This window comes from Corynebacterium sp. MC3 (assembly GCF_900099485.1).
Classification (GTDB): Bacteria; Actinomycetota; Actinomycetes; order Mycobacteriales; family Mycobacteriaceae; genus Corynebacterium; species Corynebacterium pseudogenitalium.
This window is the reverse complement of record NZ_LT622809.1, coordinates 86986-111414: the sequence shown is the minus strand read 5'-3', so window position 1 is coordinate 111414 and position 24429 is coordinate 86986. Positions and strand designations below refer to the sequence as shown.

21 protein-coding genes and 1 tRNA gene are annotated in these 24429 nt (G+C 64.4%); 10 read left to right on the top strand and 12 right to left on the bottom strand.

Features of this window, described 5'->3' with window-relative positions; genetic code table 11:
• Window positions 1-26: 26 nt before the first annotated feature.
• Window positions 27-380, bottom strand: a complete 354-nt coding sequence (locus BQ4436_RS00750; RefSeq protein WP_143000744.1) for a hypothetical protein — start codon at window positions 378-380, stop codon at window positions 27-29.
• 153 nt (window positions 381-533) lie between these two features.
• On the opposite strand from BQ4436_RS00750, the gene BQ4436_RS00745 reads away from it, so the two are divergent.
• The 3 genes from BQ4436_RS00745 (at window position 534) to BQ4436_RS00735 (ending at window position 2564) form a co-directional block, all read left to right on the top strand.
• Window positions 534-1340: an HAD family hydrolase gene (locus tag BQ4436_RS00745; RefSeq protein WP_070975168.1), complete on the top strand. Its 807-nt coding sequence runs from the start codon at window positions 534-536 to the stop codon at window positions 1338-1340.
• Window positions 1341-1421: 81 nt separating this feature from the next.
• Window positions 1422-1934 carry a phage holin family protein gene (locus tag BQ4436_RS00740; protein WP_070363251.1) on the top strand — a complete coding sequence of 171 codons (513 nt, stop codon included), beginning with the start codon at window positions 1422-1424 and terminating at the stop codon, window positions 1932-1934.
• Window positions 1935-1937: 3 nt separating this feature from the next.
• The gene (locus tag BQ4436_RS00735; protein ID WP_143000743.1) at window positions 1938-2564 is read left to right on the top strand and encodes an alpha/beta fold hydrolase; all 627 of its coding nucleotides are present in this window, start codon (window positions 1938-1940) and stop codon (window positions 2562-2564) included.
• Here the strand turns inward: BQ4436_RS00735 and BQ4436_RS00730 are convergent, their stop codons facing one another.
• The 3 genes from BQ4436_RS00730 to nth are packed head-to-tail and all read right to left on the bottom strand — an operon-like array spanning window position 2565 to window position 5070.
• Complete coding sequence (locus BQ4436_RS00730; protein WP_070363253.1) at window positions 2565-3746, bottom strand: MarP family serine protease; 1182 nt, start codon at window positions 3744-3746, stop codon at window positions 2565-2567.
• Window positions 3746-4300, bottom strand: a complete 555-nt coding sequence (locus BQ4436_RS00725) for a TlpA family protein disulfide reductase (RefSeq protein ID WP_070975166.1) — start codon at window positions 4298-4300, stop codon at window positions 3746-3748. The genes BQ4436_RS00730 and BQ4436_RS00725 overlap by 1 nt, the downstream gene beginning before the upstream one ends.
• On the bottom strand, window positions 4297-5070 hold the full coding sequence (gene nth, locus BQ4436_RS00720) for an endonuclease III (RefSeq protein ID WP_070975165.1): 774 nt from the start codon (window positions 5068-5070) through the stop codon (window positions 4297-4299). Before nth ends, BQ4436_RS00725 begins: the two co-directional genes overlap by 4 nt.
• 223 nt (window positions 5071-5293) lie before the next feature.
• On the opposite strand from nth, the gene glxR reads away from it, so the two are divergent.
• Window positions 5294-5977 (top strand): CRP-like cAMP-activated global transcriptional regulator GlxR, encoded by a 684-nt coding sequence (gene glxR / locus BQ4436_RS00715; protein WP_070363256.1) that lies wholly within the window; start codon window positions 5294-5296, stop codon window positions 5975-5977.
• A 460-nt stretch (window positions 5978-6437) separates the two neighbouring features.
• On the opposite strand, the gene BQ4436_RS00710 is transcribed toward glxR, so the two are convergent.
• The 4 genes from BQ4436_RS00710 to BQ4436_RS00700 form a co-directional block, all read right to left on the bottom strand.
• Entirely contained in the window at window positions 6438-7247 is an 810-nt protein-coding gene (locus BQ4436_RS00710; protein ID WP_070363614.1) for an MBL fold metallo-hydrolase, read from the bottom strand.
• Between the two features lie 78 nt (window positions 7248-7325).
• Window positions 7326-7790, bottom strand: coding sequence for a RidA family protein (locus BQ4436_RS00705; RefSeq protein WP_070975164.1), 465 nt, complete (start codon window positions 7788-7790; stop codon window positions 7326-7328).
• A gap of 3 nt (window positions 7791-7793) precedes the next feature.
• Entirely contained in the window at window positions 7794-7949 is a 156-nt protein-coding gene (locus BQ4436_RS11825) for a DUF4177 domain-containing protein (protein ID WP_071569552.1), read from the bottom strand.
• A gap of 21 nt (window positions 7950-7970) precedes the next feature.
• Window positions 7971-8327: a WhiB family transcriptional regulator gene (locus BQ4436_RS00700; protein ID WP_083329365.1), complete on the bottom strand. Its 357-nt coding sequence runs from the start codon at window positions 8325-8327 to the stop codon at window positions 7971-7973.
• 155 nt (window positions 8328-8482) lie between these two features.
• On the opposite strand from BQ4436_RS00700, the gene BQ4436_RS00695 reads away from it, so the two are divergent.
• Window positions 8483-10876, top strand: a complete 2394-nt coding sequence (locus BQ4436_RS00695; RefSeq protein ID WP_070975163.1) for a transglycosylase domain-containing protein — start codon at window positions 8483-8485, stop codon at window positions 10874-10876.
• 20 nt (window positions 10877-10896) lie between these two features.
• On the opposite strand, the gene BQ4436_RS00690 is transcribed toward BQ4436_RS00695, so the two are convergent.
• On the bottom strand, window positions 10897-11346 hold the full coding sequence (locus BQ4436_RS00690) for a GatB/YqeY domain-containing protein (RefSeq protein ID WP_070975162.1): 450 nt from the start codon (window positions 11344-11346) through the stop codon (window positions 10897-10899).
• A 92-nt stretch (window positions 11347-11438) separates the two neighbouring features.
• Here BQ4436_RS00690 and BQ4436_RS00685 point away from each other — a divergent pair, with 92 nt between their 5' ends.
• Both BQ4436_RS00685 and BQ4436_RS00680 read left to right on the top strand, forming a co-directional pair.
• Entirely contained in the window at window positions 11439-12287 is an 849-nt protein-coding gene (locus tag BQ4436_RS00685) for a metallophosphoesterase (RefSeq protein ID WP_070975200.1), read from the top strand.
• 50 nt (window positions 12288-12337) lie between these two features.
• Window positions 12338-12414, top strand: a tRNA-Pro gene (locus BQ4436_RS00680).
• A gap of 306 nt (window positions 12415-12720) precedes the next feature.
• On the opposite strand, the gene BQ4436_RS12570 is transcribed toward BQ4436_RS00680, so the two are convergent.
• The 3 genes from BQ4436_RS12570 to BQ4436_RS00665 form a co-directional block, all read right to left on the bottom strand.
• On the bottom strand, window positions 12721-17769 hold the full coding sequence (locus tag BQ4436_RS12570; RefSeq protein WP_083329364.1) for a YPDG domain-containing protein: 5049 nt from the start codon (window positions 17767-17769) through the stop codon (window positions 12721-12723).
• Between the two features lie 265 nt (window positions 17770-18034).
• Window positions 18035-18493, bottom strand: coding sequence for a hypothetical protein (locus BQ4436_RS00670; RefSeq protein ID WP_143000742.1), 459 nt, complete (start codon window positions 18491-18493; stop codon window positions 18035-18037).
• Window positions 18472-19413, bottom strand: coding sequence for a hypothetical protein (locus tag BQ4436_RS00665; protein WP_070975159.1), 942 nt, complete (start codon window positions 19411-19413; stop codon window positions 18472-18474). Before BQ4436_RS00665 ends, BQ4436_RS00670 begins: the two co-directional genes overlap by 22 nt.
• Before the next feature lie 144 nt (window positions 19414-19557).
• Here BQ4436_RS00665 and BQ4436_RS00660 point away from each other — a divergent pair, with 144 nt between their 5' ends.
• The 3 genes from BQ4436_RS00660 to BQ4436_RS00650 are packed head-to-tail and all read left to right on the top strand — an operon-like array spanning window position 19558 to window position 24427.
• Complete coding sequence (locus BQ4436_RS00660) at window positions 19558-22467, top strand: DUF4040 family protein (RefSeq protein ID WP_070975158.1); 2910 nt, start codon at window positions 19558-19560, stop codon at window positions 22465-22467.
• A 5-nt stretch (window positions 22468-22472) separates the two neighbouring features.
• Window positions 22473-22901: a cation:proton antiporter subunit C gene (locus tag BQ4436_RS00655; RefSeq protein WP_070975157.1), complete on the top strand. Its 429-nt coding sequence runs from the start codon at window positions 22473-22475 to the stop codon at window positions 22899-22901.
• Window positions 22898-24427 carry a monovalent cation/H+ antiporter subunit D family protein gene (locus tag BQ4436_RS00650; protein ID WP_070477295.1) on the top strand — a complete coding sequence of 510 codons (1530 nt, stop codon included), beginning with the start codon at window positions 22898-22900 and terminating at the stop codon, window positions 24425-24427. The genes BQ4436_RS00655 and BQ4436_RS00650 overlap by 4 nt, the downstream gene beginning before the upstream one ends.
• Window positions 24428-24429: the final 2 nt, after the last annotated feature.

The following is a 24429-nucleotide window of genomic DNA, read 5'->3' as shown; positions in this document are numbered from 1 at the left end:
CCCCGGTCCGCTCCAGGTTCTGCCTCTTATACCCATCTAGAGGTGTATAAGGGACAGCCGATGACCCTGCCGCGTTCCTTCGGGGTCCGCAGCGCCCCGAGCGCGCGCAACAGCTGCCCGGACTGATCCGGGACGTCGTAGGCGCCGCGCTGCTGGCCGAGCTCGAAACAGTTCGGGCGGCGCAGTACCGCGGGTGGCAGGTGGGTGGCGAAGTGGGCGTCGATAAGTATGGCGAAGGCCTGCTCGCAGCGGCGGGCGACCTCCGCTGGCTCGGCGCTACTGAGGTCGGTGACGGGCATCCCTGTTGCCGCCGCGAGGTGCATGGCCTCGGGGTGCAGCGCCGCGTCGTTGACGGCGATGGTGATGTTGTGCGTGCTCATGGCTTCGAGCATCGCTGACGTCACACCGCCACTACAACGGTTCAAGGCGCGCCTGTGGATAACTCCCGTGCTGCCTGAGCGTTCAACCTCGTTTTGTGGAGAGCCTGCTGCACAGCCCAACGCGTTCGTGTATGTGGCGTTAGAATGTGCCTCATGGCTTCGAACTCGGCACCGGTAGCGGCGTTTTTTGATCTGGATAAGACGATCATCGCCACCTCGTCCGTGTTCGCGTTCGGCAAAGAGTTCCTGAACAACGGCATGATCACGCGCCAGGAAGCGCTGGACCTCTACCTGACCAAAGCCGCCTACATGCTCATCGGGCAGAGCAGCGAAAAGATGGACACCACCCGCGACAACCTGGCCAACATGATCACCGGCTGGAGCGTCGAGGACGTCACCGCTGTCACCACCGAAACGATGCACAACGTGATCACCCCGGCGATCTACTCGGAGGCCCGCGAGCTCATCGAGGCGCACCGCGAGCTCGGCCACGACGTCATTATTATTTCGGCGTCGGCAAATATTCTGGTGGCGCCGATTGCGAAGGAGCTGGGCATCGACATGATTGTGGCCAGCGAGGTCGAGGTTGTCGACGGCACCCTCACCGGCCGCATCACCCGCTACCTCAAAGGCGACGCCAAGGCCGAAGCCATCCGCGAATTCGTCGCCGAACACGGCTACGACCTGGATCGCAGCTACGCCTACTCCGACTCCGCCACCGACATCCCCATGCTGGAGCTGGTTGGCAACCCCGTCGCCGTCAACCCGGACCGGGCGCTGCGCAAGCACGCGCAGGCGGAGGGCTGGGACGTGCAAACGTTCAAAAACCCGGAGCCGCTGATCCAGATGCCGAACGCGAAAGAAGTCGGTATCGGGGCGTCCGTCATCGCGGGCGTGACCGCGTTAGCCGTGGCAGGGACGCTGCTGGCGAAGGCCATTAAGAAAGATAAGTCTGCCTAAGCCCTGAGGGTGTGCGACAAATCCCATCAATGGTTGCTAGGGTTGAGTGCATTCAATAATCGCAGGAAGGTTGAACATACAGTGAGCAACGAAGGTCTGTACACCAGTGGAACGTCCGCAGTGTCCGCAAAGGTTAACTCGATTCCTTTGCACGACACCGATGTCACCCACCCGGGCAAGGACTCCATCGGTACGTTGATTTCGAACGCCTCCGAGCAGGTTTCCACGCTTGTTCGCGGCGAGATTGAGCTGGCCAAGGCCGAGGTCATCGGCGAGGCCAAGAAGGGCGCTGTTGGCGGCGGCCTGCTGGGCGTCGCGGGTGTTATCGCCCTGTACTCCTCCTTCTTCCTCTTCTTCGCGTTCGCCGAGATGCTGTCCTCCTGGATGCACCGGGGTTGGGCGTTCCTGATTGTCTTCGCCATCATGATCGCCCTGGCGGGCATTCTGGCGCTGGTCGGCGTGAAGAGCCTGAAGAAGATCCGCGCGCCGAAGAAGACCATCGATTCCGTCAACGAGCTGAAGAACCTGCGCCCAGGCCAGGCGCAGAAGAACCTTGCCAAGGACAGCTCGGGGCTCTACACGGGCTCGAACTAGGGCGTGCCAGACTTTTCGACGTCCCCTTCGGCTATCGACCTACCTGGTCCTTTTACCCACGAGTGGTTGCACACTCGTGGGTTGCGTCTGCATGCGGCCGTCGCGGGCGACCCTACGAATCCCCTGCTGTTGCTGCTGCACAGCGCGTTCGGCGGCTGGTATGACTACCGCAACCGCATCGCCGACTTTGCCGATTCCGGCTATCACGTCGCAGCCCTCGACCTGCGTGGCTGCGGCCTGTCCGACAAGCCGGTGCGCCGCAGCGGCGACGCCCTCCTGCTGCACGCCGGTGACCTGAAGGGCGCGATCCACACGCTGGGCCACGACTCCGCGGAGGTGATCAGCGCTGGCGCCTCCACCGTGATCACGAACACGCTGCGGGAACGCTCCCCGCGCCTGGTCACGCGCCACACCTCAGCACCATGGACCGGCAGCAAAGCCGCCTTTGTGCCGACGCCCCTCTACCGCCACTTCCCGGCCCTCTTCGACCAGCTGTGGCTGCGCGACCTGCTGCGCAACCAGCCCGAGGACGCCACCGCCGACCAACTGCGCCTGCGCCGGGACGGCACCCACATCACCAACGCGCTGCCCTACATTCTGGAGCTCGCGCGCATCGAAGCCCGCATGTAGCTAGCGCCCGACGCACGCCCCCGTACCAACCTGCTCACGCAGCCCAGCGATCTCGCCCGTACGCTCCAGGATCTGCTGCGCGGTGAGCACGTAACCGGTCTCCGTGGCGTCCACAGAGGCACCGAACACCATGCCCGCGACACCGCCGGACGGGGTCAGCATCGGTCCACCCGAGTTGCCCTGACGGATATTGCCGCGGATCGTGTACACCTGGCGTTGCACGTGCCGCTTCGCGTAAATATCGGGGCCAGACAGGCTGACTTGGTTGCGCACCCGCACCGGCATCGCTTCAAACGGGCCGGACTCCGGGAAACCCATCACCAGGGCGCTGTCGCCGGTGCGCAGCGTGCCCTCGGCCCAGCGCAGCGGCGCGATCCCCAGCGCCTCCGCGTGCAGCACCGCGATGTCCGCCTCCGAGTCGTAGAAGACCACTTTTGCCTTCTTCACCCCAAGCACCGTGTCCAGGGACACCGTCTCCGTACCCGCCACCACGTGCGCGTTGGTGAGCACGTAACCGTCCTCGATCACGAATCCGGAGCCCATCAGCCGCCGACTGCAGGACTCCGCGTCCCCCATCACGTGCACCACGGAGGCGCGGACGGCGTCGACAAGCTCGGGGCGCGCAACCGACGGGTCCGGGGCGTCGACCTCCGCGTGCCCATCCGAGGCAAACGGGGAAATCAGCGGCGGCAGACCCGAATCCGCCAGCACCGCCGCCACCTGCGACGGCAACTGCTTGCCCGCCGCCGGCATCGCAGCATCAATCTGCGTGAGCACCCGCGAGCTCTGCAAGTGCTTCGCCCACGCCCCCGGCAACGACGCCGCCAACGGCATACACACGCACCACACCAACGCCACCGCCACGGCCCCCTGGAACAGGGCACCGAACAGCGAATCGAGACGCTGCGCCGCCTTCCGTCGGAACCGGTCATGCACCCAGTCACCCACCGTCGATCCCGCGAAGGACCCCAGGCAGACCACCAGCACAACCACCACAATAAGCACCGCCACGCGCACCCACTGCGCGTCCGCGCGCTGAATCAACGGCGGCACCCCCACCACCGCGAGCGTCAGGCCAGCCACGATCCCCAGGGCCGACAGCACCGCCGAAAACGCACCGCGCCGCCAACCGCTCACACAGGCGGCGAGCACGATGATGAGGATGAGGACGTCGATAAGCACTAGAGCCCCACCGCTTCCTCGAGCTCCTCTAGCGAGCCGAACTCCTTCGGGAACAACCCCACCTGCTGCCCATCGCGCAACGCCAACGTCAACGGCACCACCGCAGGCAGCCCCAACGCGCCCGCGAACGCATTCTCACTGTCCTGGTAACTCGGCACATCGACACCCAGATCCCCCAACAACGCCGCCCCATTCGCAGCGTTGCCATCCGCGTGCACACCCACCACGCGCACGTCCGGGTGCGCCTCCGCCAGCGCGTCAAACAACGGCAACTCCGCGCGGCACGGCTCGCACCACCACGCCCACACGTTCACCACCGTCAAGCCCGACTCCGCCTCCTGGCCCGACTCCCCACCCAAACACGGCAACGCGACGCCGGCCACGGTCGGGCCCGGGCAATCCGGGCGCTGCGCCACCTGCGCCGTCGTGGCGGGCTGGTTATCCGGCTGCGCCGGATCCCCAGGGCGCAACAACTGCCACGCACCCCCAACCACCAGCGCCGACACCACCACAATCGCAGCGACGCTCGCAACCACCGACCTACTCGCGCTCACACCTGCTCCATCTCGCCCTTGACACGTTTCGCCGCCTCAGCAGGATCCGTCGGACCCTCCAGACCAAAGCTGGGACAATCGTACGCGATAGGGCAGACACCACATGCCGGCGACTTGGCATGACACACCCTCCGGCCCTCAAAAATGATCCGATGCGAAAACATCGTCCACTCCGAAGGCTCAATCAACTCCGCCACAGCATGCTCAATCTTCACCGCGTTCGAGCCCAAGGAGGCGTCGATAAGCTTCAGCCTGTGCATCAATCGCTGAAAATGCGTATCGACGGTCAGCCCCGGCCTCCCAAACGCATTCCCCCGCACAACGTGCGCCGTCTTGCGCCCCACACCCGGCAAGCTCACCAAGTCCTCCAACGCGACCGGCACCTCACCCCCAAAATCCGACACCAACTTCTGCCCCAACCCAATCAAGTTCGCAGCCTTCGCGCGGAAGAAGCCCGTCGGGCGAATGATCTCCTCCACCTCCGCCTGCGACGCCGCCGCATAATCCGCCGCCGTCGGGTACGCCCGGAACAGCGCGGGGGTGACCTGATTCACCCGCACATCCGTCGTCTGCGCCGACAACACCGTCGCCACCAGCAGCTCCAGCGGGTTCGAAAAATCCAACTCCGCATGGGCATCAGGGAACGCTTTCGCCAGCGTACGATTAATCCTCCGCGCACGACGCTTCCGCGCCAACGGCGACTCCTCCCCCTTCAACACCGGATGCTTACCAGGGACCCGCCGCTGCTGCGGCGTCAACGAACCAGACATGCTTTCTCACCTTAACGGGGTAAGCGATACGATGGACGCATGGCAGTACTCTTAGTCGTCGCGATTCCCCTCATTCTCGGGCTGTTCACCATAGGAATGGAACACCTAGAGTCCGCAGTCGTCGACTAGTGGTACAGTTCCCAATGTGGTGTGACTCACGCACACTTCAAGAGCTAACGTGACAACCGACACGGACTGTCACACCCGTCCACAAGGAGGATTCATGGAAGGCGCACACGAAATTCTCGCCCGCGCGGGCATATTTCAAGGCGTGGATCCCGCGGCCGTCGCAGCACTGATCCAAGACATGGAAACAGTCACCTTCAACCGCGGCACCACTATTTTCGACGAAGGTGAACCCGGCAACCGCCTCTACATCATCATCAGCGGCAAAGTGAAACTCGCCCGCCACGCCCCCGACGGACGCGAAAACCTCCTCTCCGTCATGGGCCCCTCCGACATGTTCGGCGAACTGTCCATCTTCGACCCAGGACCACGCACCTCCTCCGCAGTGTGCGTCACCGAAGTCACCGCGGCCACCATGGACTCCACGCTGCTGAAGAAGTGGATCGACAACCACCCAGAGATCTCCCAGCAGCTCCTCCGCGTCCTGGCCCGCCGCCTCCGCCGCACCAACGCGTCCCTCGCCGACCTCATCTTCACCGACGTCCCCGGCCGCGTTGCCAAAACCCTCCTCCAGCTGGCCAACCGGTTCGGCACCCAGGAAGGCGGCGTCCTCCGCGTCAACCACGACCTCACCCAAGAGGAAATCGCCCAGCTTGTCGGCGCATCCCGCGAGACCGTCAACAAAGCCCTAGCGACCTTCGCCCACCGCGACTGGATCCGCCTCGAAGGCAAGTCCGTGGTCATCGTGAACACGGAGCACCTCGCCCGCCGCGCGCGGTAGGCTGCTTTTCTAGTTTTTGCCTGTTTTGTGAGCCCCCCGGGCCTTCCCCGGGGGTTTTCTTCTGCCTGCTTGGGGGACCTCTTTCACCGTCAGTGCCAAAGGACGCACCTTATTTTGGATAGCCCTTTTACTACCAGGCTGTTTGAATGTCTAGTTTCTTCTGGATTGCGTCCCTTGGCACTGGGAGGGCCCGGCGCGCACCAAATTCCTACACTCGGCTTCGGCGACCTGGGCTTTTCCAGACCACCCCTGTTGGAAATGGGGGAATTTGGTGCCACGCAGATTGGTCCAAGCACCAAATTCCCACACTAAAACCCTACGAACTGGGGAAACGCAAAACTCGATCCCGAAACCCTGGAATTTGGTGCAGCGCCAGCCATGCAAAAGGCAACACAAAAGCCCTAGCTGCCAGCATCCACAACTAAGGCAACTAGGGCTCTAGAACTCAAAACACCAACAACTAGTGTTCCTTCAGGTAGCGCAGGGCGACGCGCGTGGACTGTTCCGCGGCGCCGCGGAGGACTGGGTCGACGTCGTCGTAGATGGCGTCGACAAGGGTGTTGATGTCTACGTCCTCGCCGTACTTCTTCAGGGCCTCACGGATCTGGTCGAGGCGCTGCTCGCGGCGGTCGATGTACTTGCGGGCGAAAGCGGAGAGGTCCGGGGCATCGGGGCCGTGGCCTGGCAGCAGCGGGATGTTCTTACCGCGGCGCTCCAGCATGGACAGCGTTTCCAGGTATTGCGCCAGGTCGCCGTCGGTTTCGGAGATCATGGTGGTGTGGCGGCCGGCGATGGTATCGCCGGTAATGATGCCTTCGAGCTGGTCGTCTTCGACGTCGTGGGTGTAGACGAAGAAGCAGGTAGAGTCCGCGGTGTGGCCCGGGGTCGCAACGACCTGGATCTTGGGGGAGACGCCTTCGATGGAGATGATTTCGCCATCGGTGAGTGGCTCGGCGCCGTGGGTGTAGCGGGCGTCAAGAGCACGGATTGGGGCGCCGGTGAGCTGCGAGAAGCGGCGGGCGCCGTCGGCGTGGTCGTGGTGGCGGTGAGTCAGGAGGATGAGGGCAACCTTGTCCGCTTTAGACTGCAGGACGTTGAGGTGGCCTTCGTCTTCTGGGCCCGGGTCGACGACGATGCTGTACTCGTCTTCGGGGTCGCGCACAACCCAGGAGTTTGTGCCTTCGAGCGCCGCGTAGCTTGGATTGGGCGCAAGAACGACCGCGACGGATGCCGTTACAGGACGCAACTGACTATAAGCGGGATGCTGCATGCCACCCACCCTACCGCCTTGCGCGCGGATTTTGCTGCGAAACAACGCGATTCCCCCGCTTAGGGGCACCGCGCGGTATCACTGCAGCTCGACGACGAGCTCCACTTCGACTGGGCTGTCGAGCGGCAGCACGGCAACGCCGACGGCGGAGCGGGCGTGGGCGCCGGCATCGCCAAAAATGTCGCCGATGACATCGGAGGCGCCGTTGATCACGCCTGGCTGGCCGGTGAAGGCGGGGTCGGAGGCGACGAAGCCCACGACTTTCACCACGCGCTTGATGCGCTCGAGGCCCACCAAATTATCGACGGCAGCTAACGCGTTGAGGGCGGCCTGCCGGGCGTAGCCGTAGGCGTCCTCGGCGGAGACGTCCGCGCCGACTTTGCCGGTGGCGGGCAGGGTGCCGTCGATAAATGGGAGCTGCCCGGAGGTGTGCACGTGGTTGCCGGTCTGCACCGCGGGAACGTAGGCCGCGACGGGCGCGGCGACGGCGGGCAGGGTGATGCCGAGTTCGGCGAGGCGCGCGGCCCAATCTGTGTGTGCCATGGCCTACTCCTGCGGGCGCTTCATATAGGCGACGACGCTGTCGGGCGTCGGCCCTGGGGTGACGGTGACCAGTTCCCAGCCGTCTTCACCCCAGGTGTCCAGGATTTGCTTCGTGGCGTGCGTGAGCAACGGAACCGTTGCGTATTCCCATTTCGTCATGGCCACTACCCTAGACGAATTCTAGAGGCCGATAATCTCGCGGCCGGCGACGAGGTGCTCGCCCCAGTCGTTGACCTGTGGGTTCTTGCGCAGGACGGCGCGGCGCTGGCGCTCGGTCAGGCCGCCCCACACGCCGAACTCGACCCGGTTTTCGAGGGCCTCGGCGAGGCACTCGAGTTGGACGGGGCAGCGTCGACAAATTTCTGCGGCCTTGCGCTGCTCGGCACCTTGCACGAAGAGAGCGTCTGGGTCACCTGTGCGACAGATTGCACGAGTAATCCACTCCCCACGGTCAAACACAAGATCCCCAGCAGAGTTCACACGGCGCGGAATGGCGCGGGTGTCCTCGTACGTCGCGGTTCCAAGAGTGGCAGTCATGAATCGGTCTCCTTTCAAGCGGAGGCAAAGTATAATACTTAGACCCATTAAGCGCTTGTAAGTGTATTCACAGGGTATGCACCTTGTAAAATGCATCACATGAAAGGTGGGGGCGTCCTATTCACTCTCCCCCGCGTTTCATTTAAGGTAACGGTGTGACTGCACTTCGTTCCTTTGGAAACCTTTTGCTCGGCCTTTGCGCCGTTGCGCTGGCGATTGCCCTGTGTTTGGCGCCGGTCGCAGGCCTGACGGGCCTCGCGATTGCGCGCACCGCGAATACAATGCAGTCGAATCTGCTCGACCTGACACACGGCGATGTCCCCGGTGTCACGACCGTTACGGACGTCAACGGCACCCCCATTGCGTGGTTATACAAACAGCGTAGATACGAGGTTCCAAGCGAAAAAATTTCAGCGCATGTAAAACATGCGCTGGTTTCCACAGAGGATCGACGCTTTTATATGCACGACGGCGTTGATATGCAGGGCTTCGCGAGGGCCATGGTGACCAATGTGCTGGCGGGTGGTGTCGAGCAGGGGGCGTCGACAATTAATCAGCAGTACGTGAAGAACTACCTGTGGCTGGTGGAGGCAGGTAACGACGAGGAGGCGCAGGCGGCGACCGAGCAGTCGATCCCGAGGAAGCTGCGCGAAATGCGCATGGCATCCGACCTGGACAAGACGCTGACGAAGGACGAGATCCTCACCCGCTACCTCAACCTAGTTTCCTTCGGAAACCACGCCTACGGCATCGAGGCCGCAGCCCGCATCTATTTCGACATCCCCGCCGCTGAACTGAACCCGCCGCAGGCGGCGCTGCTGGTGGGGCTGCTGCAGTCCGTGGAGTACCTGAACCCGTACACGAACCCGGAGGGCGCGACGCAGCGCCGCAACACCGTGCTGCAGAACATGGTGAACGAAGGCCACCTCACGCAGGCGGAAGCGGACCGCTACGCGGCGACCCCACTGGGCGTGGTGGACAAGCCGAAGGGCCTGCCGGACGGCTGCATCACCGCCGGTGACGCAGGCTTTATGTGCGATTACGCCCTGCAGTACCTGGAAAGCAAGGGCCTGAGCATCGACGAGATCGAGCGCGGCTCCTACACGATCACCACCACCCTCGACCCGGCGGTGCAGGCCTCGACAGTGCAGGCGGTACGCAACAACGTCAACCCAGCCACCCACGGCGTGGCCGAGGTCCTCAACGTGATCCGGCCTGGCACGGACTCCCGCGACATCCTCGCGATGGCATCCTCGCGCTACTACGGCCTCGAGCTGGAGAAGCACCAGACGATCATGCCGCAGCCGACCTCCATGGTGGGCAATGGCGCCGGTTCCGTGTTCAAGATTTTCACGGCGGCTGCAGCGCTCGAGCAGGGCTACGGCCTCGACTCCATGCTGAACACCCCGGCGCGCTCCGTGGTCTACGGCATGGGCAAGGGCGGCGCCGCCGGCTGCCCGCCGGGCGCCTACTGCGTGGAGAACGCCGGCGTCTACCCGCCGCAGATGACGCTGCGCGACGCCCTGGCTCAGTCCCCGAACACCTCGTTCATAGAGCTCATCCAGAGCGTCGGCGTCACCCCAACAGTGGATATGGCGGTGCGCCTGGGCCTTCGCTCCTACACCGAACCCAATACGTTTGGCGACGGCCGCTCCGTCGCCCAAGCCGCGAAGGAAGAGAACATGGGCTCCTTCGTGCTCGGCCCCACGGCTGTGAACCCGCTCGAACTGTCCAACGTGGGCGCCACGCTCGCCGCCGGTGGCCGCTGGTGCGAGCCGAACCCGATCAAGAGTGTCGTAGATAAGCACGGGCAGGAAGTGTTCATCCAGCGCCCGCCGTGCGAGCAGGTCATCGACCCGGACATCGCAGGTGCGCTCGCCCTCGGCATGTCACACGACACTATCGACGGCACCGCCAAGGACGCAGCCGCCGCCTCCCGGTGGACCGCGCCCGTCGCAGCCAAGACCGGCACCACGGAATCCCACCAGTCCTCCGCGTTCCTCGGGTTCACCCGCGGGATGGCCGGCGCACCGTACATCTTCAACGACGGCACCCAAACCACCCCGCTGTGCACCGGCCCGGTGCGCCAGTGCTCCGTTGGCAACCTGTTCGGCGGCAACGAGGCCGCGCGCACCTGGTTCCAGGCCGCCCACGGCGTCCCCGGCGCCGCGGGCGCAGGCCTACCACCGACCAACGCGACCTACACGCGCGGCACGAAGCAATCGGCGCTCGACGCCGTCGTCGGCCTCCCGGCCGCCACCGCGAAGCAGCAGCTCCAGGCGCAAGGGTTCAACGTGACCACCCAAACCGTCTTCGGCAACGGGGTGCCCGCCGGCAACGTCATCGCCGCGATCCCCGCCAACCCCGCGCTCACGCAGGGCACCATGGTGACCCTCAACGTGTCCGACGGCAGCGCCGCCGCCCCCACCGCGTCACCGTCGGCGTCCACACCCCCGCCGACCAGCACGCAGGCCCCCGCCGTCGACTTCGACGGCATCCAGCAATCGCTCAACGACGCCCGCGATGCGCTCACGAACGTCTTCCAATAGGACTGGGTTCTAGCTCAGCCTTAGCTCAGGCGGGCCTTGACCGCCGTGGAGAGCCGCTTGCCGTCAACACGGCCGGCGGCTTTCGCGTTCGCAGCCTTCATGACCTGTCCCATCTGCGCCATCGACTCCGCACCAACCTCGGCGACGGCCTCCTCCACCAGGGCGTCGACCTCCTCGTCCGTGAGCTGGGCGGGTTGGTATGCCTCAAGGATTTCGGCTTCGTGGAGTTCGGCGTCGGCAAGCTCTTGGCGGCCGTTCGTGGCGTAAATCTCCGCGGACTCGCGGCGCTTCTTCACCTCGCGGGCAATGATCTTCAGGATCTCCGCATCGTCCACCTCGTGCTTCGTACCCTCGGTCTCAGCGGTCTGGATCGCGGCCAGCAACATACGGATCGTGCCGGTGCGTTCCTTCTCCTTCGCCTTCATCGCGGTTTTCAGGTCTGCGCGCAGCTGTGCTTTCAATTCACTCATGTGGGAAAGCGTAGTCCATCTGTACGCTAGGACGCGTGAATACTTCCCTCAAACGCCTCACGCGTGCCGCCGGCGTCATCGCTGCGACCGGCATGGCCACCGCCGCGTACGGCGTGAGCCAGCTGAACAACTACCGCCTGAAGGAATACACCCTCCCCCTCCTCCCACCCGGCACCCTCAACGGGCGGGACTCCTTCGACATCTTGCACGTCAGCGACCTCCACATGATCCCAGGTCAACGCGTCAAAGCCGCCTGGGTCTCCAGCCTCGCCGAACTCCAACCCGACCTGGTGATCAACACCGGCGACAACCTCTCCGACCCCAAGGGCGTGCCCTGGGTCTTCCAGGCCCTCGGCCCCCTCCTCGACGTCCCGGGTGCGTTCGTCTTCGGCACCAACGACTACTGGGCACCCCGCCCCGTCAACCCCTTCAAATACCTCCTCGGCACCAAGCGCGAGCCCTCCTACGTCGACCTCCCCTGGGAAGGCATGCGCGCCGCATTCCAGGAGCACGGCTGGCACGACGCCACACACCGCAGGCTCGAGTTCAAAATTAACGACGTCCGCCTCGCCCTCGCCGGCGTCGACGACCCACACCACAACCTGCACGACTACTCCACCATCGCCGGCGCCCCCAACGCCGACGCGGACCTCGCCATCGCGCTTCTCCACGCCCCCTACCGGGAAGTCCTCGACGCCTTCGAGCGCGACGGCTACCAACTGGCGCTATCCGGCCACACCCACGGCGGGCAGATCTGCCTACCTGGCGAGCGCGCCATCGTCACCAACGCCGACATCGACCGCGAGCGCGCCTCCGGCCTCCACCGCTTCGGCCGCATGTGGATGGAAGTCTCCAACGGGCTGGGCACCTCCAAGTACGCCCCCGTACGGATCTTCTGCCCGCCATCCGCAGCACTCCTCCACATCACGGAGCGGCCCTGACCACGGCTTTTGTTTTTCGCGGGCACAGGAGTAAAGTAACCAGGTGCCCACGGGATATGGCGCAGCTTGGTAGCGCGCTTCGTTCGGGACGAAGAGGTCGCAGGTTCAAATCCTGTTATCCCGACCAATGAAACCCCGTCGCTTTCGCGGCGGGGTTTCGCGTTGCTCAGATGGGCTTGGGACCCGCGCACCACATTCCTTGTTTTTGGGGAGCACCGTCGGCGTTTCCCCAGGTCGCCAAGGGGCAGGGTGGGAATTTGGTGTCACGACGAACGGGCTAGACACCAAATTCCCGGTTTTTCGCTCGAAGATCTGGAAAAGCCCTGGTCACGAAAACCTCATGGGAAAATTTGGTGTCACCCCAACCGGGGCGAGTGCCAAAGGACGCAACACCATTTGGATTAGACGTCTAAACCTGCAGGTCCAAAAAGGCCTACTTTTTGGAAGATGCGTCCTTTGGCACTGGCTCACCATCTTTGGAGGAACCGAGGACGGTCATGCCGTGGTCGAAGCCCTCGGACTGGCATGCCTGGACGATCAGGGAGATCGCCAGGCCGCCGACTGCGATGGCTCCAAACGCGATAGCAACGGGCTGCAGCTGACGGGCGTCGACGCCGAACTGCCTGTTAATGGCGGCAATCTGGTCCTCGAACCCGCGGCCTACGTGGCGCAGGGAGTCGTTGAACTGCCCAAGAGCGGCGTTGATCTGTGGCTGCATCGTGTTCGCAACGCCAATGCCAACTGCGGCGGCGAGCCCGATTGGCAGCAGCCAGAGGATCGGGCTGTTGAGCGCGAACATGTTGGCCATGCAGCGCTTGAAGCCGTCGGCAGATGAATCGGCTGGAGTGGGAGTAGATGTGGTCGGCGCAGGCGTGGTCGGACTCGTGGTAGTGCCGCCCTTCGCGATGACCCCCACGACTGTTTTCACCTCGTACGTTGCGCCCGAGGCGGTGGTGACCATGACTGGGATGTCGACCTTCTCGCCTACTTCGGCGGAGGCGGGTGGGGTGACCAGCAGGTCGCCGGTTGCGGACACGGAGGCCCGCCACCCGGTCGGCAGATCACCGATCTTGTAGGTGTTGCCGTCGGTGTGGCCGCTGATCTTGATGGACGTCGGCACGCCCGGCGCGGTGATGGCCGGCGGGTACGACGGTGCTGGCGCTTCAGTCGGCGCAGTTGAAGGAGCAGTCGGAGTGGCAGTCGGGGACGGCTCCGGCGCAGCAGTCGCGGAAGAAGTAGGTTCAACTGGCCCGGTCGGCACGTTGGCCACGGTGAAGACGGCCTGGGTGGTGTAGGCCTCGCCGTGGGCTGGGGTGACGGTGACGGGGACGCGGATCCAGGTGCCTGGGGTGGTGGACTTCGGCGCGGTCGCGGTAACGGTGCCGTGCTCGTCGACGCTCACCTTCCAGCCATTGACCCGGTCGGGTACCGAGTAGCGGTTGCCGTCGGTGGCATTCGTTGCAGGCTGAGTACTCGTCTCGCCGGGAAGGACGGAGGCGGAGGCGTAGCTGACGTGCGGGGATTCGTCGGTTTCCTTGATGGCCGCGAATGCCGGAACGACCAGGATGGCTCCGTCGGTGTAGGTGACCTTGACGGGGATGAGGATGGAGTCGCCGGGCTTGGCGTCGGCTGGCGGCGTCGAGAAGACGCGGCCGTGCTCGTCGACGGTGGCGGTCCAGCCTGGGATGGTTGGCTTCCACTCGGGGTCGATTTCGAAGGTGGCGTCGGAAGGAACCTTGGAGCCTTCGTGGAGAGGGACCTCGTCGGTTGCTCCCGGTTCCTGGACGACCTTGCCGTAGGTTGGCACGATGTGGCCGACGCCGACCTCGATGATGCGCTTGACCGGGGTCTTGGTCGTGGTGGTGTGTTCGACGGGGTTGCCGACGACGTGGCCGTCGACAAGCTGCCAGGTCTTCTCCGTGATGGTTTGGCCGTAGGAGCCTTCCTGGATGGTCTTGACCACGCCGGCGGGCAGGCTGTCTACCTGGCGGATTTCGGTCTTGAACGGCACGGGGGTGTGGATGGTCTCGCGTAGCTCTGTCTGCTTGGATTCCTTCTTGGTGCCGACCAGGATGAGTTGGTCCTCGGCCTCCACGACCTGCGGTTTCTGCGCGATGCCGTCGATAATTTTGTAGGAGATCCTGCCCACCTTGCCGCGCTGTCCGACCTTGTGGGTGCCGGCCTCGAGCGTCGGGTCTTCCCGGATGATGACGCGGTACGGCGTCTCTTCAGACCAGTGGATTTCCGGCGTGACGCCCGGTGTTTCCTTCGTGCCGACGCGCACGATGCGATCCTGCGGGTCCGCGATGCGCGTCTGCTCGATGCGTGTGCTGACCACCTCGGAGTTCGTGATGGTCCTGGTCGTGGTCACTTTGTCGGTGCCGAGCACGCCGGGGTGTTCGGCGTCGACGACCTGCGTGCCTACGTCGAGTGTGGGGTCGAAGACGATCTGCGTCTCAAACGGCACAATGACTTCGTACTCGGTGTTGATGTCGAAGGAGACGTCTGGCGCGGGCTCGCTGACCACGACGAACGCGGCGGTGACCACGTCTTTCGAGCCGTCCTGGTAGGTGACGGTGACGGGGACGTTGAGGTGGTCGCCAGACTCGGCGTCTTTCGGTGGGGTCGCAGTGACGGTGCCTTTGCCGTCGACGCGCAGCTTCCAGCCGTCGAGGCTCGCGGGCACGCTGAACGGCGCCTTTTCCGCGAGGTCGCGGGCAGGGATGCGGGTGGGCTCGGTGATCGCAGATCGCTTTTCGACGCCCGGCTTCGCCTCCTGCTGCTCGTATCGCGGCTCGTAGACGGCGCGCTGCTCGCCGAGCACCACCACAGTGGCGACGATGATGGCGGTCGTGCCGTCCTTATAGGTCACGCGCACCGGGATGTCCGCGGAGCTGCCAGGTACGGCGCGCTCGCTGACCGGGGTGGTGATGGTGCCCGTCTTCGGGTCGATCTTGACCTGCTCCCACCGGAGGTTACGCGGCGGAGCGATGTAGTGCTTGTCCTTCGGGTCCGTGATCAGTGCGAACTTCGGTTCCGAGATGTCCCGGACGCTTCCAGTGTCCAGTTTGCTCGTGACCGTGGTGCCCGGCTTGCCCGACTTGGTCTGGTACCGCGGGTTGTTCATGCCCTTGTCGTCACCGACGACGGTGAACGCCGCCGGGACGTCCGCCTCGGAGCCGTCCGGGTAGCGAACGTGGATGTCGATGATCGCCTGGTCACCGGGCCGCGCGTCCTTCGGCGGAGTGGCCGTGACCACGCCCTTCTTCGACACGTCGAACGTCCAGCCGTCCGGGAGTTGCTCCGGCAGGCTGTACTTCGCCTTCATCGGGTCCGCCAGCAGGGTGCTGATCATCGAGGAGACCGGCAGCCCGGGCTTGGTGAAGCTCTGCGGGTAGTTCGCAACGTCGGTGCCCGTACCGTCGCCGATCACGTTGATGGTGGCGGTGGTTTCCTGCGGCACAGCGCCGCTGGCGTAGTGGGTACGCACCGGCACCGTGATGTAGGCGCCCGGCAGCGCGGTGTCCGGGATGGTGACGGTCAGCTCGCCGGTGGTGGCGTCGAGGGTGACGTTCCAGTCGCCGACTTTGTACTGCTGGGAGCCGTTAGGGAAGGTATAGCGGTTCGGAGTTTCGTCGATTTCGTTGCCGCCGAGGCCAACCTTCGGCACGGTCGGCGTGAGCGTCACGCTGTCCGTCGCCTTGCCCGAAATCGAGCCATACGACGGCACCTTCACGTCCGAGAACACCTGGAAGGACACCGGAGCTTCGTCGGTCGTGCCGTCCGGGTAGGTCGCCTTCACCACGGGTTTGATGGTGGTGAAGTTCGGCACGGTTGCCTTCGCCTTCGCGGTGACGGTGCCCTGGTCGTCGATTGTGACGTCCCAGCCGTCTTTGTCGGAGGGGGCGTCGATAAGCTCGAATTTCTTCGGCTTGATGACGTCCCCCTTGCCCAGCACCCGTGTCAGGCTCGCTGTGGCGGTAAGTGTTGTGTTTTGGGCGCCCCGCACTGGCTCCGCGGGGTACTCGAGGTTGGTCTGCTGCGTGTGATTCGGCTCGACGACAACGAGCAGCGGGATGGCGTCCTTGGAGCCGTTCGAGTAGAGAACATGCACCACAGGCTGCGCAAACGTCCCAGGCGTCGGCTTATCGACGCCCTCCGGCGCCGTCATGATCACCCTGTAGTCGCCCTTTTCCTCGTCGGCGAACTTGGCGGTCCAGCCGTCGTAGACGAGGCTCTCGTCGAGGGTGATGGTGGCGTCGAACTCCTCTTTCAGGTCGGCGAGGGTGTGCCCGTTTGCGTCGCGACGCTCCTCGAAGACGATCGCGCCCTTTGAGATCCCGGAGGTGATGGTGACCTCAGACCTGGTGAACTGCGGATCGTGGTAGAGCGTGTCGTCGACGCTGATCGCGTGCGAGCTGAGCTCGTTGGCGGTGTTGTAGCGTGGCAGCGCAATGGAGCTGGCCGTTACCCCAATCCTTGTATCTTCGTACGCGTGGTTCTGAGCGATAGCCTCGAGCTCCTCGACGCTGCGCGGCAGCGCAACCGCGGTAAACGTGAGGCCCTGGAGGCCGTCGAGCTCGGCGTCGTCGGCGAACTTCGGCCAGGTAAGGAAGAAGTCGGAGCCGTCACGAGTGATGGTGACGTGCTCGAGCACCTTGCCGCTGCCGTCCGCGACCTGGATACGCAGGCGGCTCAGGTCACGTTCCGTGAACATCCCGCCAGCAGAGGCGATCTTGACCTTCTCCCCCGGCTTGATCACGGCCTTCGAAATGTGCTCCCAATCAAGTTTGAGGGGGACGCAATCGTCGGTCTCGCTCGGCCAAGGGTTTGCGTTCGCGTCAGCTTGGAAGTTTTGGCTTTTGAAAAACCTGTGGTCAGAGTCTTCCTTTGTGTAAGCCCCTTTCCACGCAAAGGTGAGCCCTTCCGGACTCACGGCTTGTTGCTGGAACTGTTCCGTGAAGGGGAACGCGCCGTTCAAGTTGCGCTGAACTCGGGAAGCGGTAATCTCGGCGGGCTCAGCAGTGTTGTTCACCGTGAACGGGTTACCGCCATCGAGCTTCTCACCCGCGGGGACAACGCCTAGCTCGCCAGCTTCGACTGGAACAGGCCCGCTGTCGCTAAACCCTGTATCCGTGAAGGTGCGCTGCTTGTCCGCGTTGAAGTGCAGCTGAATGCCGAACTCAGTTGCACTCTCGGAGTACTCGCCAGGGTTGAGCGCGTCAAACCTGAAACCCGCAACGTCCTTGCCATCATCGTCCTTCTCCAGCACCACTCGGCAGGCATCATCGCCCAGCCCCTCTGACTTCGCCTGCTGCTCAGCGCCGATCACCGCACCGGTGTACGCCAAGTTCTCCTGCGCATATGCAGCAGGGGAAGGTACAACCACAGCCGCGCTCCCCAACGCGAGCGCTATCGCAGACGTTACGGTAATTCCAACACGTACTTTCCGACGCCCCGCGCCCGGAAATGTGCCTTGCATGTGGCTGCCCTTCACTTTTCACAACGATTTGTCAGTAACAGCGTAATTCGGGCTGTGCGCTTCGTACACTCTTAACGTTGCATAAGTGACAATAAGTGAAGGCCCCGCCAGCCGAAGCCGACGGGGCCTTCCCCATCCCTAACCCCTTTCTTGCCCACAATGGGCGAAAGGAGACCACTCAATCCAAGCCCCTATTACTTGAAATGAGCACCGCTAGATTAACACAAACCCATCCGAAAGTAGGAACCATGTCCGTGTGCTCGGATTATTCCTCCACGTGAACCGCAACGTCACGTCGCTGCGGTACTCCGCCCAGCAGCCCGACCGCCGCGACGAGCGCGCTCATAGCGATACCAATCCATAGTGCCTGCGCAGAGCCGTTATTGCCCGCGCTCGAGAGCGACGCGGCCAGCCAGTGCATCGGCATCGCCGAAGAAAGTGCCTCGAGGACCCCACTAACAGGGGCAGCCGCGGCGGCTTTCCAAACCCACCCGACTACCCCCATCTGAAGAATTATCAGGATTGCGGCAACCAGACTCCCCCATCCGCGGCCAAACAGCGCCGCGAGCGCCGTCGTCACACCAACGGAGGCGGCCGCACCGCACAGCAGCGCGAGAGCCGCGATTCCCAGGGTCGCCGGGCTCAAGTTGTGGCCGAGGATAAACACAAGGGTCCAACCGGCGACCGCCAGGAGCACGACGCCTAGCGCCTGTCGCTTATACACATCGAGATGTGGCTAAGAGACAGGGTCCCGCCATCGTGCGCCAGGTCGCCACCCGCGGCGGCCACCGGCGAGGCCAGGGTGTCCATGGCGTTGCTCTTATACACAAGTAGATGGGTTAAAGAGACAGCGCCACGCACCGCGCGAATCTGGTCGGCGGTCAGGTTCGCCATGTGGTCAATCTTTGCGACACCCTCATCAAGCTGTGCAATACCGCCGACCGCGCCCTGCGCCTCGTTATTGAGCTGAGTCAGTCCACTCGCCAGCTGCTGGGCGCCGTTCGTGGCCGTGTAGACGCCGTCGTGGTAGGCGTAGCCCGGCACCGCTAGCTGGTTGGCTACCTCGCGGGAGCCGTCGCGCAGCTTGTTCATCTGGGCGACAACCTCCGGCGGCAACTGGGCATTGTCCGCCTGGACCTTCAGTTGTTGAAGCTGCTCGCGTGCGGCGATGACGTCCGGGTCCTTGGAGGCCTTCGTCGATACGAGGGCGCGGTCGATGGCAGCCGTGACCTGGCCACGCACCGCGTCGAAGGCCGTGGCCTGCTCAACAACCTGGCCAATCGCGTCCGCGACCTCCGTCGCGCCACCCCCGAGCTGGCCCGTCGCCGCCTGTAGCTGCACCATCCCGGCCGACAACTCCTGCGCACCAGCCTGCGCCTGGGAGATCGCGGCGACGAGTTCGTCGGCGCCGCCGGTGAGTTGGGAGGTGCCGTCGACAAGCTCTTTGGTGCCCTGCGTGAGAAAACCGGCCTGCGTGTTGGCCTCCCCCGCCGCGCGGCGTGCCTCGTTCGGATTGCCGCGATCCGACGGCAGCTGCGGCGCGCTGGCGTCCCCCTGCGTAGACATCCAGGTACTCACCGGGCTCAACGGCAGGAACGCCGCAACAATACACACCAACAACACACACAACACGCGCCACTTCATGGTGCACAATGTAACCCCTGCAACTGCATGAATGCTGGAAGGCACACCGCACGCTCCCAAAGATGTTGTGGCCTTGTCCAAGCTTGTTGCTACCCTTTAAAGCAACTGACAGTTTTCAAATCCCAAACTCAGAGAGGGTTCACCATGGCACTACCTCTCGTGCTCGCATTCGTGGCCGCGACGGTTCCGCTATCGCCGCTGCTCGTGCGAGTTTTCGACAGGAAAGCAGGCTGGCCGCTGGCGCTCCTGCTGTTCGCCGCAGCGGTCACGCTGGGCCGCGAATTTCCCAGCATTTCCCAAGGCAACGTGGAAACGTGGTCCCTTACGTGGGCCAACGACATCCTCGGGCCCGGCACCGAAATCGCGTTCTCACTGCGCGCAGACGGCCTGAGTATCTTCTTTGCGTTGCTCGCGCTCGTCATTGGCGGCATTGTCCTTATATATTCGGCCGCATACCTGCCGAAGCGCGAGGGCAACACCAGCTTCTATACCATCATGACGGCGTTTACCCTCTCGGTACTGCTGCTCGTGCTTGCGGACGACACCGTGCTCCTCTTCATCGGCTGGGAACTCGTTTCGATTGCCTCCTTCCTGCTCATTGCGCGCTCCGGCTCCGGCGGCGAGGCCGGCTCCTACCGCACGCTCATCCTGACCTTCTTCGGCGGACTGACGCTGCTGGCGGGCCTGGCGGTCGTCTCCGTCGCGGCAGGAACGACGCAGCTCAGCGCAGTGCTCGCGTCGCCGGTCTGGGCACAGTCTCCGGGGCTGACCACCACGGTGGCACTGCTCATCGGCTTCTCCGCCTTCACCAAGGCCGCGCAGTTCCCCTTCCACTTCTGGCTGCCTGAAGCCATGGCGGCAGCCACGCCAGTCTCCGCGTTCCTGCACGCAGCGGCAGTGGTCAAGGCGGGCGTCTACGTCCTGCTGCGCTTCTCCACCATCTTCCACGACGTCACCGCGTGGAACACGCTGCTGCTGGTCACCGGCCTGTTTACCGCGCTGATGTCGGCAGCCTTCGCCATTACGAAGACGGACCTGAAGCACCTGACGGCCTACTCCACGGTCTCCCACCTGGGTTGGATCGTCGCGGCGATCGGCATCGGCACCCCGGCGGCGCTTGCCGCCGCGATGGTGCACACGCTGGCCCACGCGCTGTTCAAGTCCTCCCTGTTCATGCTCATCGGCGTCATTGACCACCAGGCCGGCTCCCGCGACATCCGCCGTCTCGGCCAGCTGTACAAGCAGCTGCCGTTCACCTTCGCCTCCACCTGCGTGGCCGCGGCCTCCATGGCCGCCATCCCGCCGCTGTTCGGCTTCATTTCGAAGGAATCCATCCTCACAGCGTTCGACGCCACAAGCTTCGGCCCGCTGCTGCTCGCTATCGCCGGGCTTGCCGCCCTGCTGACCTTCATCTACTCGGCGAAGATCGTCTTCGGCGCATTTATCGACGGCACCAAGCCCATGCCGCACGTCACCGAAGCGCCCGTCGCGCTCTGGCTGCCAGCCGCGCTGCCCGGCCTGACCTCCCTGGTCCTGCCGTTCACGCTCGGCTGGGTAGATAACCCGATCAACGCGGGCGTGCGCACCATCACTGGCGACACCGAGTTCCACTCGCACCTGGCACTGTGGCACGGGCTGAACGCGCCATTCATCGTCTCGCTCATCGTGCTCGTGCTGGGTGTTTGCTTCGTCCTCTTCGTGCGCAAGCCGTTCTTCGCGGCCGTCGAGAACAAGCAGCTGCTGCCAACCAGCGGCAATGACCTACTCAACGCCATGGTCCGCGGGCTTTCCAAGGTGGGCCGCTGGCTCGGCGCGATGGCGGACACGTTCAACCCGTCGCGCCACCTGCTGCCACTCGTGCTGTGCATCCTCGTCCTGGGCGTCAGCACCGCCGTGCTCACCCAGGGTGTCGACGGCATGCCGCTCGCCCCACGCGCCGAGGGCATCGACGTGTGGTGGGACCTCATCCCATTCGCCATCATCGCCCTGTCCGTCATCGGCCTGGTGCGCACCCGCTCCCGCCTCGCCGCGGCGGTACTGCTGGGCACCACCGGCGTCGGCATGACGCTGCAGATGCTCATGCTCGGCGCACCCGACGTGGCGCTCACCCAGTTCCTCGTCGAGTCGCTGACCGTCGTGATCATCATGGTGGTGCTGCGCTACCAGCCACGCACCTTCCCCAAGACCCCGACCTCACGCAAGGTCTTCGCGGCCGTCGTCGCTGCCATCGCCGGCGTGGTCGCCTTCCTCGGCGTCTACGCCCTGCTGGGCCGCCACGACCGCTCCGACCTCGCCCTGTGGTACCTCACCGAGGGCGGCAAGATGACCAGCGCCGACAACATCGTCGCCGTCATCATCGTTGAGTTCCGTGGCTTCGATACCCTCGGCGAGCTCTCCGTGCTCGGCATGGCGGCAGTGGTCATCGCGGCCGTCGTCCAGTCCATGCCACGTCACATGTTCGAGGCCGGCACCCGTCCACGCCCGTTCGGCCAGTCGCAGCTCAACTCGCTGCCACTGCGCAAGGCATCCGCGCTCGTCGTGCCGATCCTCGCGCTGCTGTCCGTCCTCATCTTCTTCCGTGGCCACACCGCGCCCGGCGGCGGCTTCGTCGCAGCGCTCGTGCTGGCCACCGCGTTCGGCCTCAACTACCTGTCCCGTGGCGCGGACGCGTACGTCGTCAAGCAACTCACCCCGATCAGGCTGACGGGCTGGGGCATCATCATCGCCATCAGCTCCGGCTTCCTCGGATTCCTCGAAGGCGGATTCATGTACGCCATCCACGGCACCATCGCGGGGGAGCACATGACGACGTCCCTCATCTTCGACTTCGGCATCTACCTCGCCGTGCTCGGCATGGTCACGCAGGCGCTCAACGCGCTCGGCGGCTACCTGCGCCCCGGCACCGAGATTTCCGACCTCACCTACACCCGCGGCGGCGAAAACCCACTGCCGGATGTACCAGAGCCGGAAGCACCCGCCGAGCCTGTCGACGCCCACCCAGCCCCACTCAACCCCGCGGAAAACCCGCGCCCAGTTACCACGAAGGAGCTGTAAACCACATGGTCATGGCACTTACCATCGCGGTCCTGGTTGCAGGGTCCGTCTACATGATCCTCCAGCGCGGCATGGTCCGCATCATTTTCGGCATGTCCCTGTTCGGGCACGCCTCCAACCTGACACTGCTGGCCACCGGCGTCGGCGCCTGGCGCGGCGAGGCATTCCCCTCCCGCACCGCCTTCGCCGACCTGTCCGACCCGCTGCCGCAAGCCTTCGTGCTCACCGCCATCGTTATCTCCATGGCGACGACCACGATCCTGCTCATGCTGGCCTCACTCGGCAAGGATGACGACACCATGGACAACCCGACCGGCGTCGCAGGCACCTACGACCTGATGCGCCTGAGCCCGTCCGCGCTGTCCACCGCAGGCCGCACCGCGCGCCTCAACCCGAACAAGATGAACAACACGGAAGGAGCACCACGCGCATGAGTGCGGACGCAATCCTCCCAGTCTTCGTCGCGCTGCCGCTCATCATGGCGGCGGTGACGACGCTCAGTCCCTGGAAGCGCGGCAACGACGCCCTGGGCCTCATCATCCCCGCTATCAACCTCGGCCTGGCCATTTGGCTGTACAGCTACACCGCCGAGCACGGCACCATCTCCCACGTCATCGGCCTGTACCAGGGTGGCGTCGGCATCTCCTTTGCTGCCGACCAGTTCTCGGCCATCATGCTGATCACCACCATGATCGTGGCGCTGACCTCCAACTGGTTCGCCAGCGTGGCCGGTGAAACCCAGGCGCGCTACTTCACGCCGCTAACCCTGGTGCTTATCACCGGTGTCTCCGGCGCACTGCTCACCGCGGACCTGTTCAACTTCTTCGTCATGATCGAGGTCATGCTGCTGCCGTCCTACGGCCTCATCGCCATGACCGGCACCCGCAACCGCCTGCTGTCCGCCCGCACGTTCGTGCTGGTGAACCTGGCGGCGTCGACGCTGCTCGTGATGGGCGTGGGCTACATCTACGGTGTTGCCGGCGCCGTCAACATCGCCGCCCTGCGCGGCGCCGCGGCCGGCAACGGACCGATCACCGTGGCCACCGGCCTGGTCGTCATCGCCATCGCCGCCAAAGCCGGCGTCTTCCCGGTCCATACCTGGCTGCCACGCACCTACCCCTCCACCAGTGCCGCCGTCATGGGCCTGTTCTCCGGCCTGCACACCAAGGTGGCCGTCTACATGCTCTTCCGCATCTGGGTGGTCATCTTCGACATGGACGCGCGCTGGAACGCACTGATCATCGTCATCATGGTGATCTCCATGCTCATCGGTGGCTTCGCCGGCCTTGCTGAGCACACCATGCGCCGCGTCCTGGGCTACCAGATGGTCAACGGCATGCCGTTCATCCTCATCATGCTGGCCTTTACTAACGACGACGCCCGCTACGCCCTCGCCGCCGGCCTCATGTACACGCTGCACCACATGATCACCATCGCAGCACTCGTGCTCAACGTCGGTGCCATCGAGGAAACCTACGGCACCGGCACCATCTCGAAGCTGTCCGGCCTCGCACGCCGCGACCCGCTCACCTCCGCGGTATTCGTCGCCGGCGCGTTCTCCATCGTCGGCTTCCCGCCGTTCTCCGGCCTCTTCGGCAAAGTCACCATCGTGCTCGCCGCCGCTACACCCGGCGACTGGCGCTCCTGGGTGGCAATCACCACCATCATCGTCGCGTCCTTCGGTGCGCTGCTGTCCATGATGCGCGTCTGGAAGCGCGTCTTCTGGGGCCGCCCAATGCAGCACTACCCGAAGGCCCTCAACGTCCGCGCGAAGCTGCTCGCACCGTCCGCGCTGCTCATGTTCATGTCCCTCGGCATGTTCATCGGCGCCGGCCCACTCTGGGCAGCCAGCACCGCGGCCGTCGACAGTCTTCTCGACGTCGACTCCTACACCACCGCCGTCCTCGGCGACGACGCCATCGGCATCCCCGATGTGGACACCCTCCAAGGAGGTAACTAACC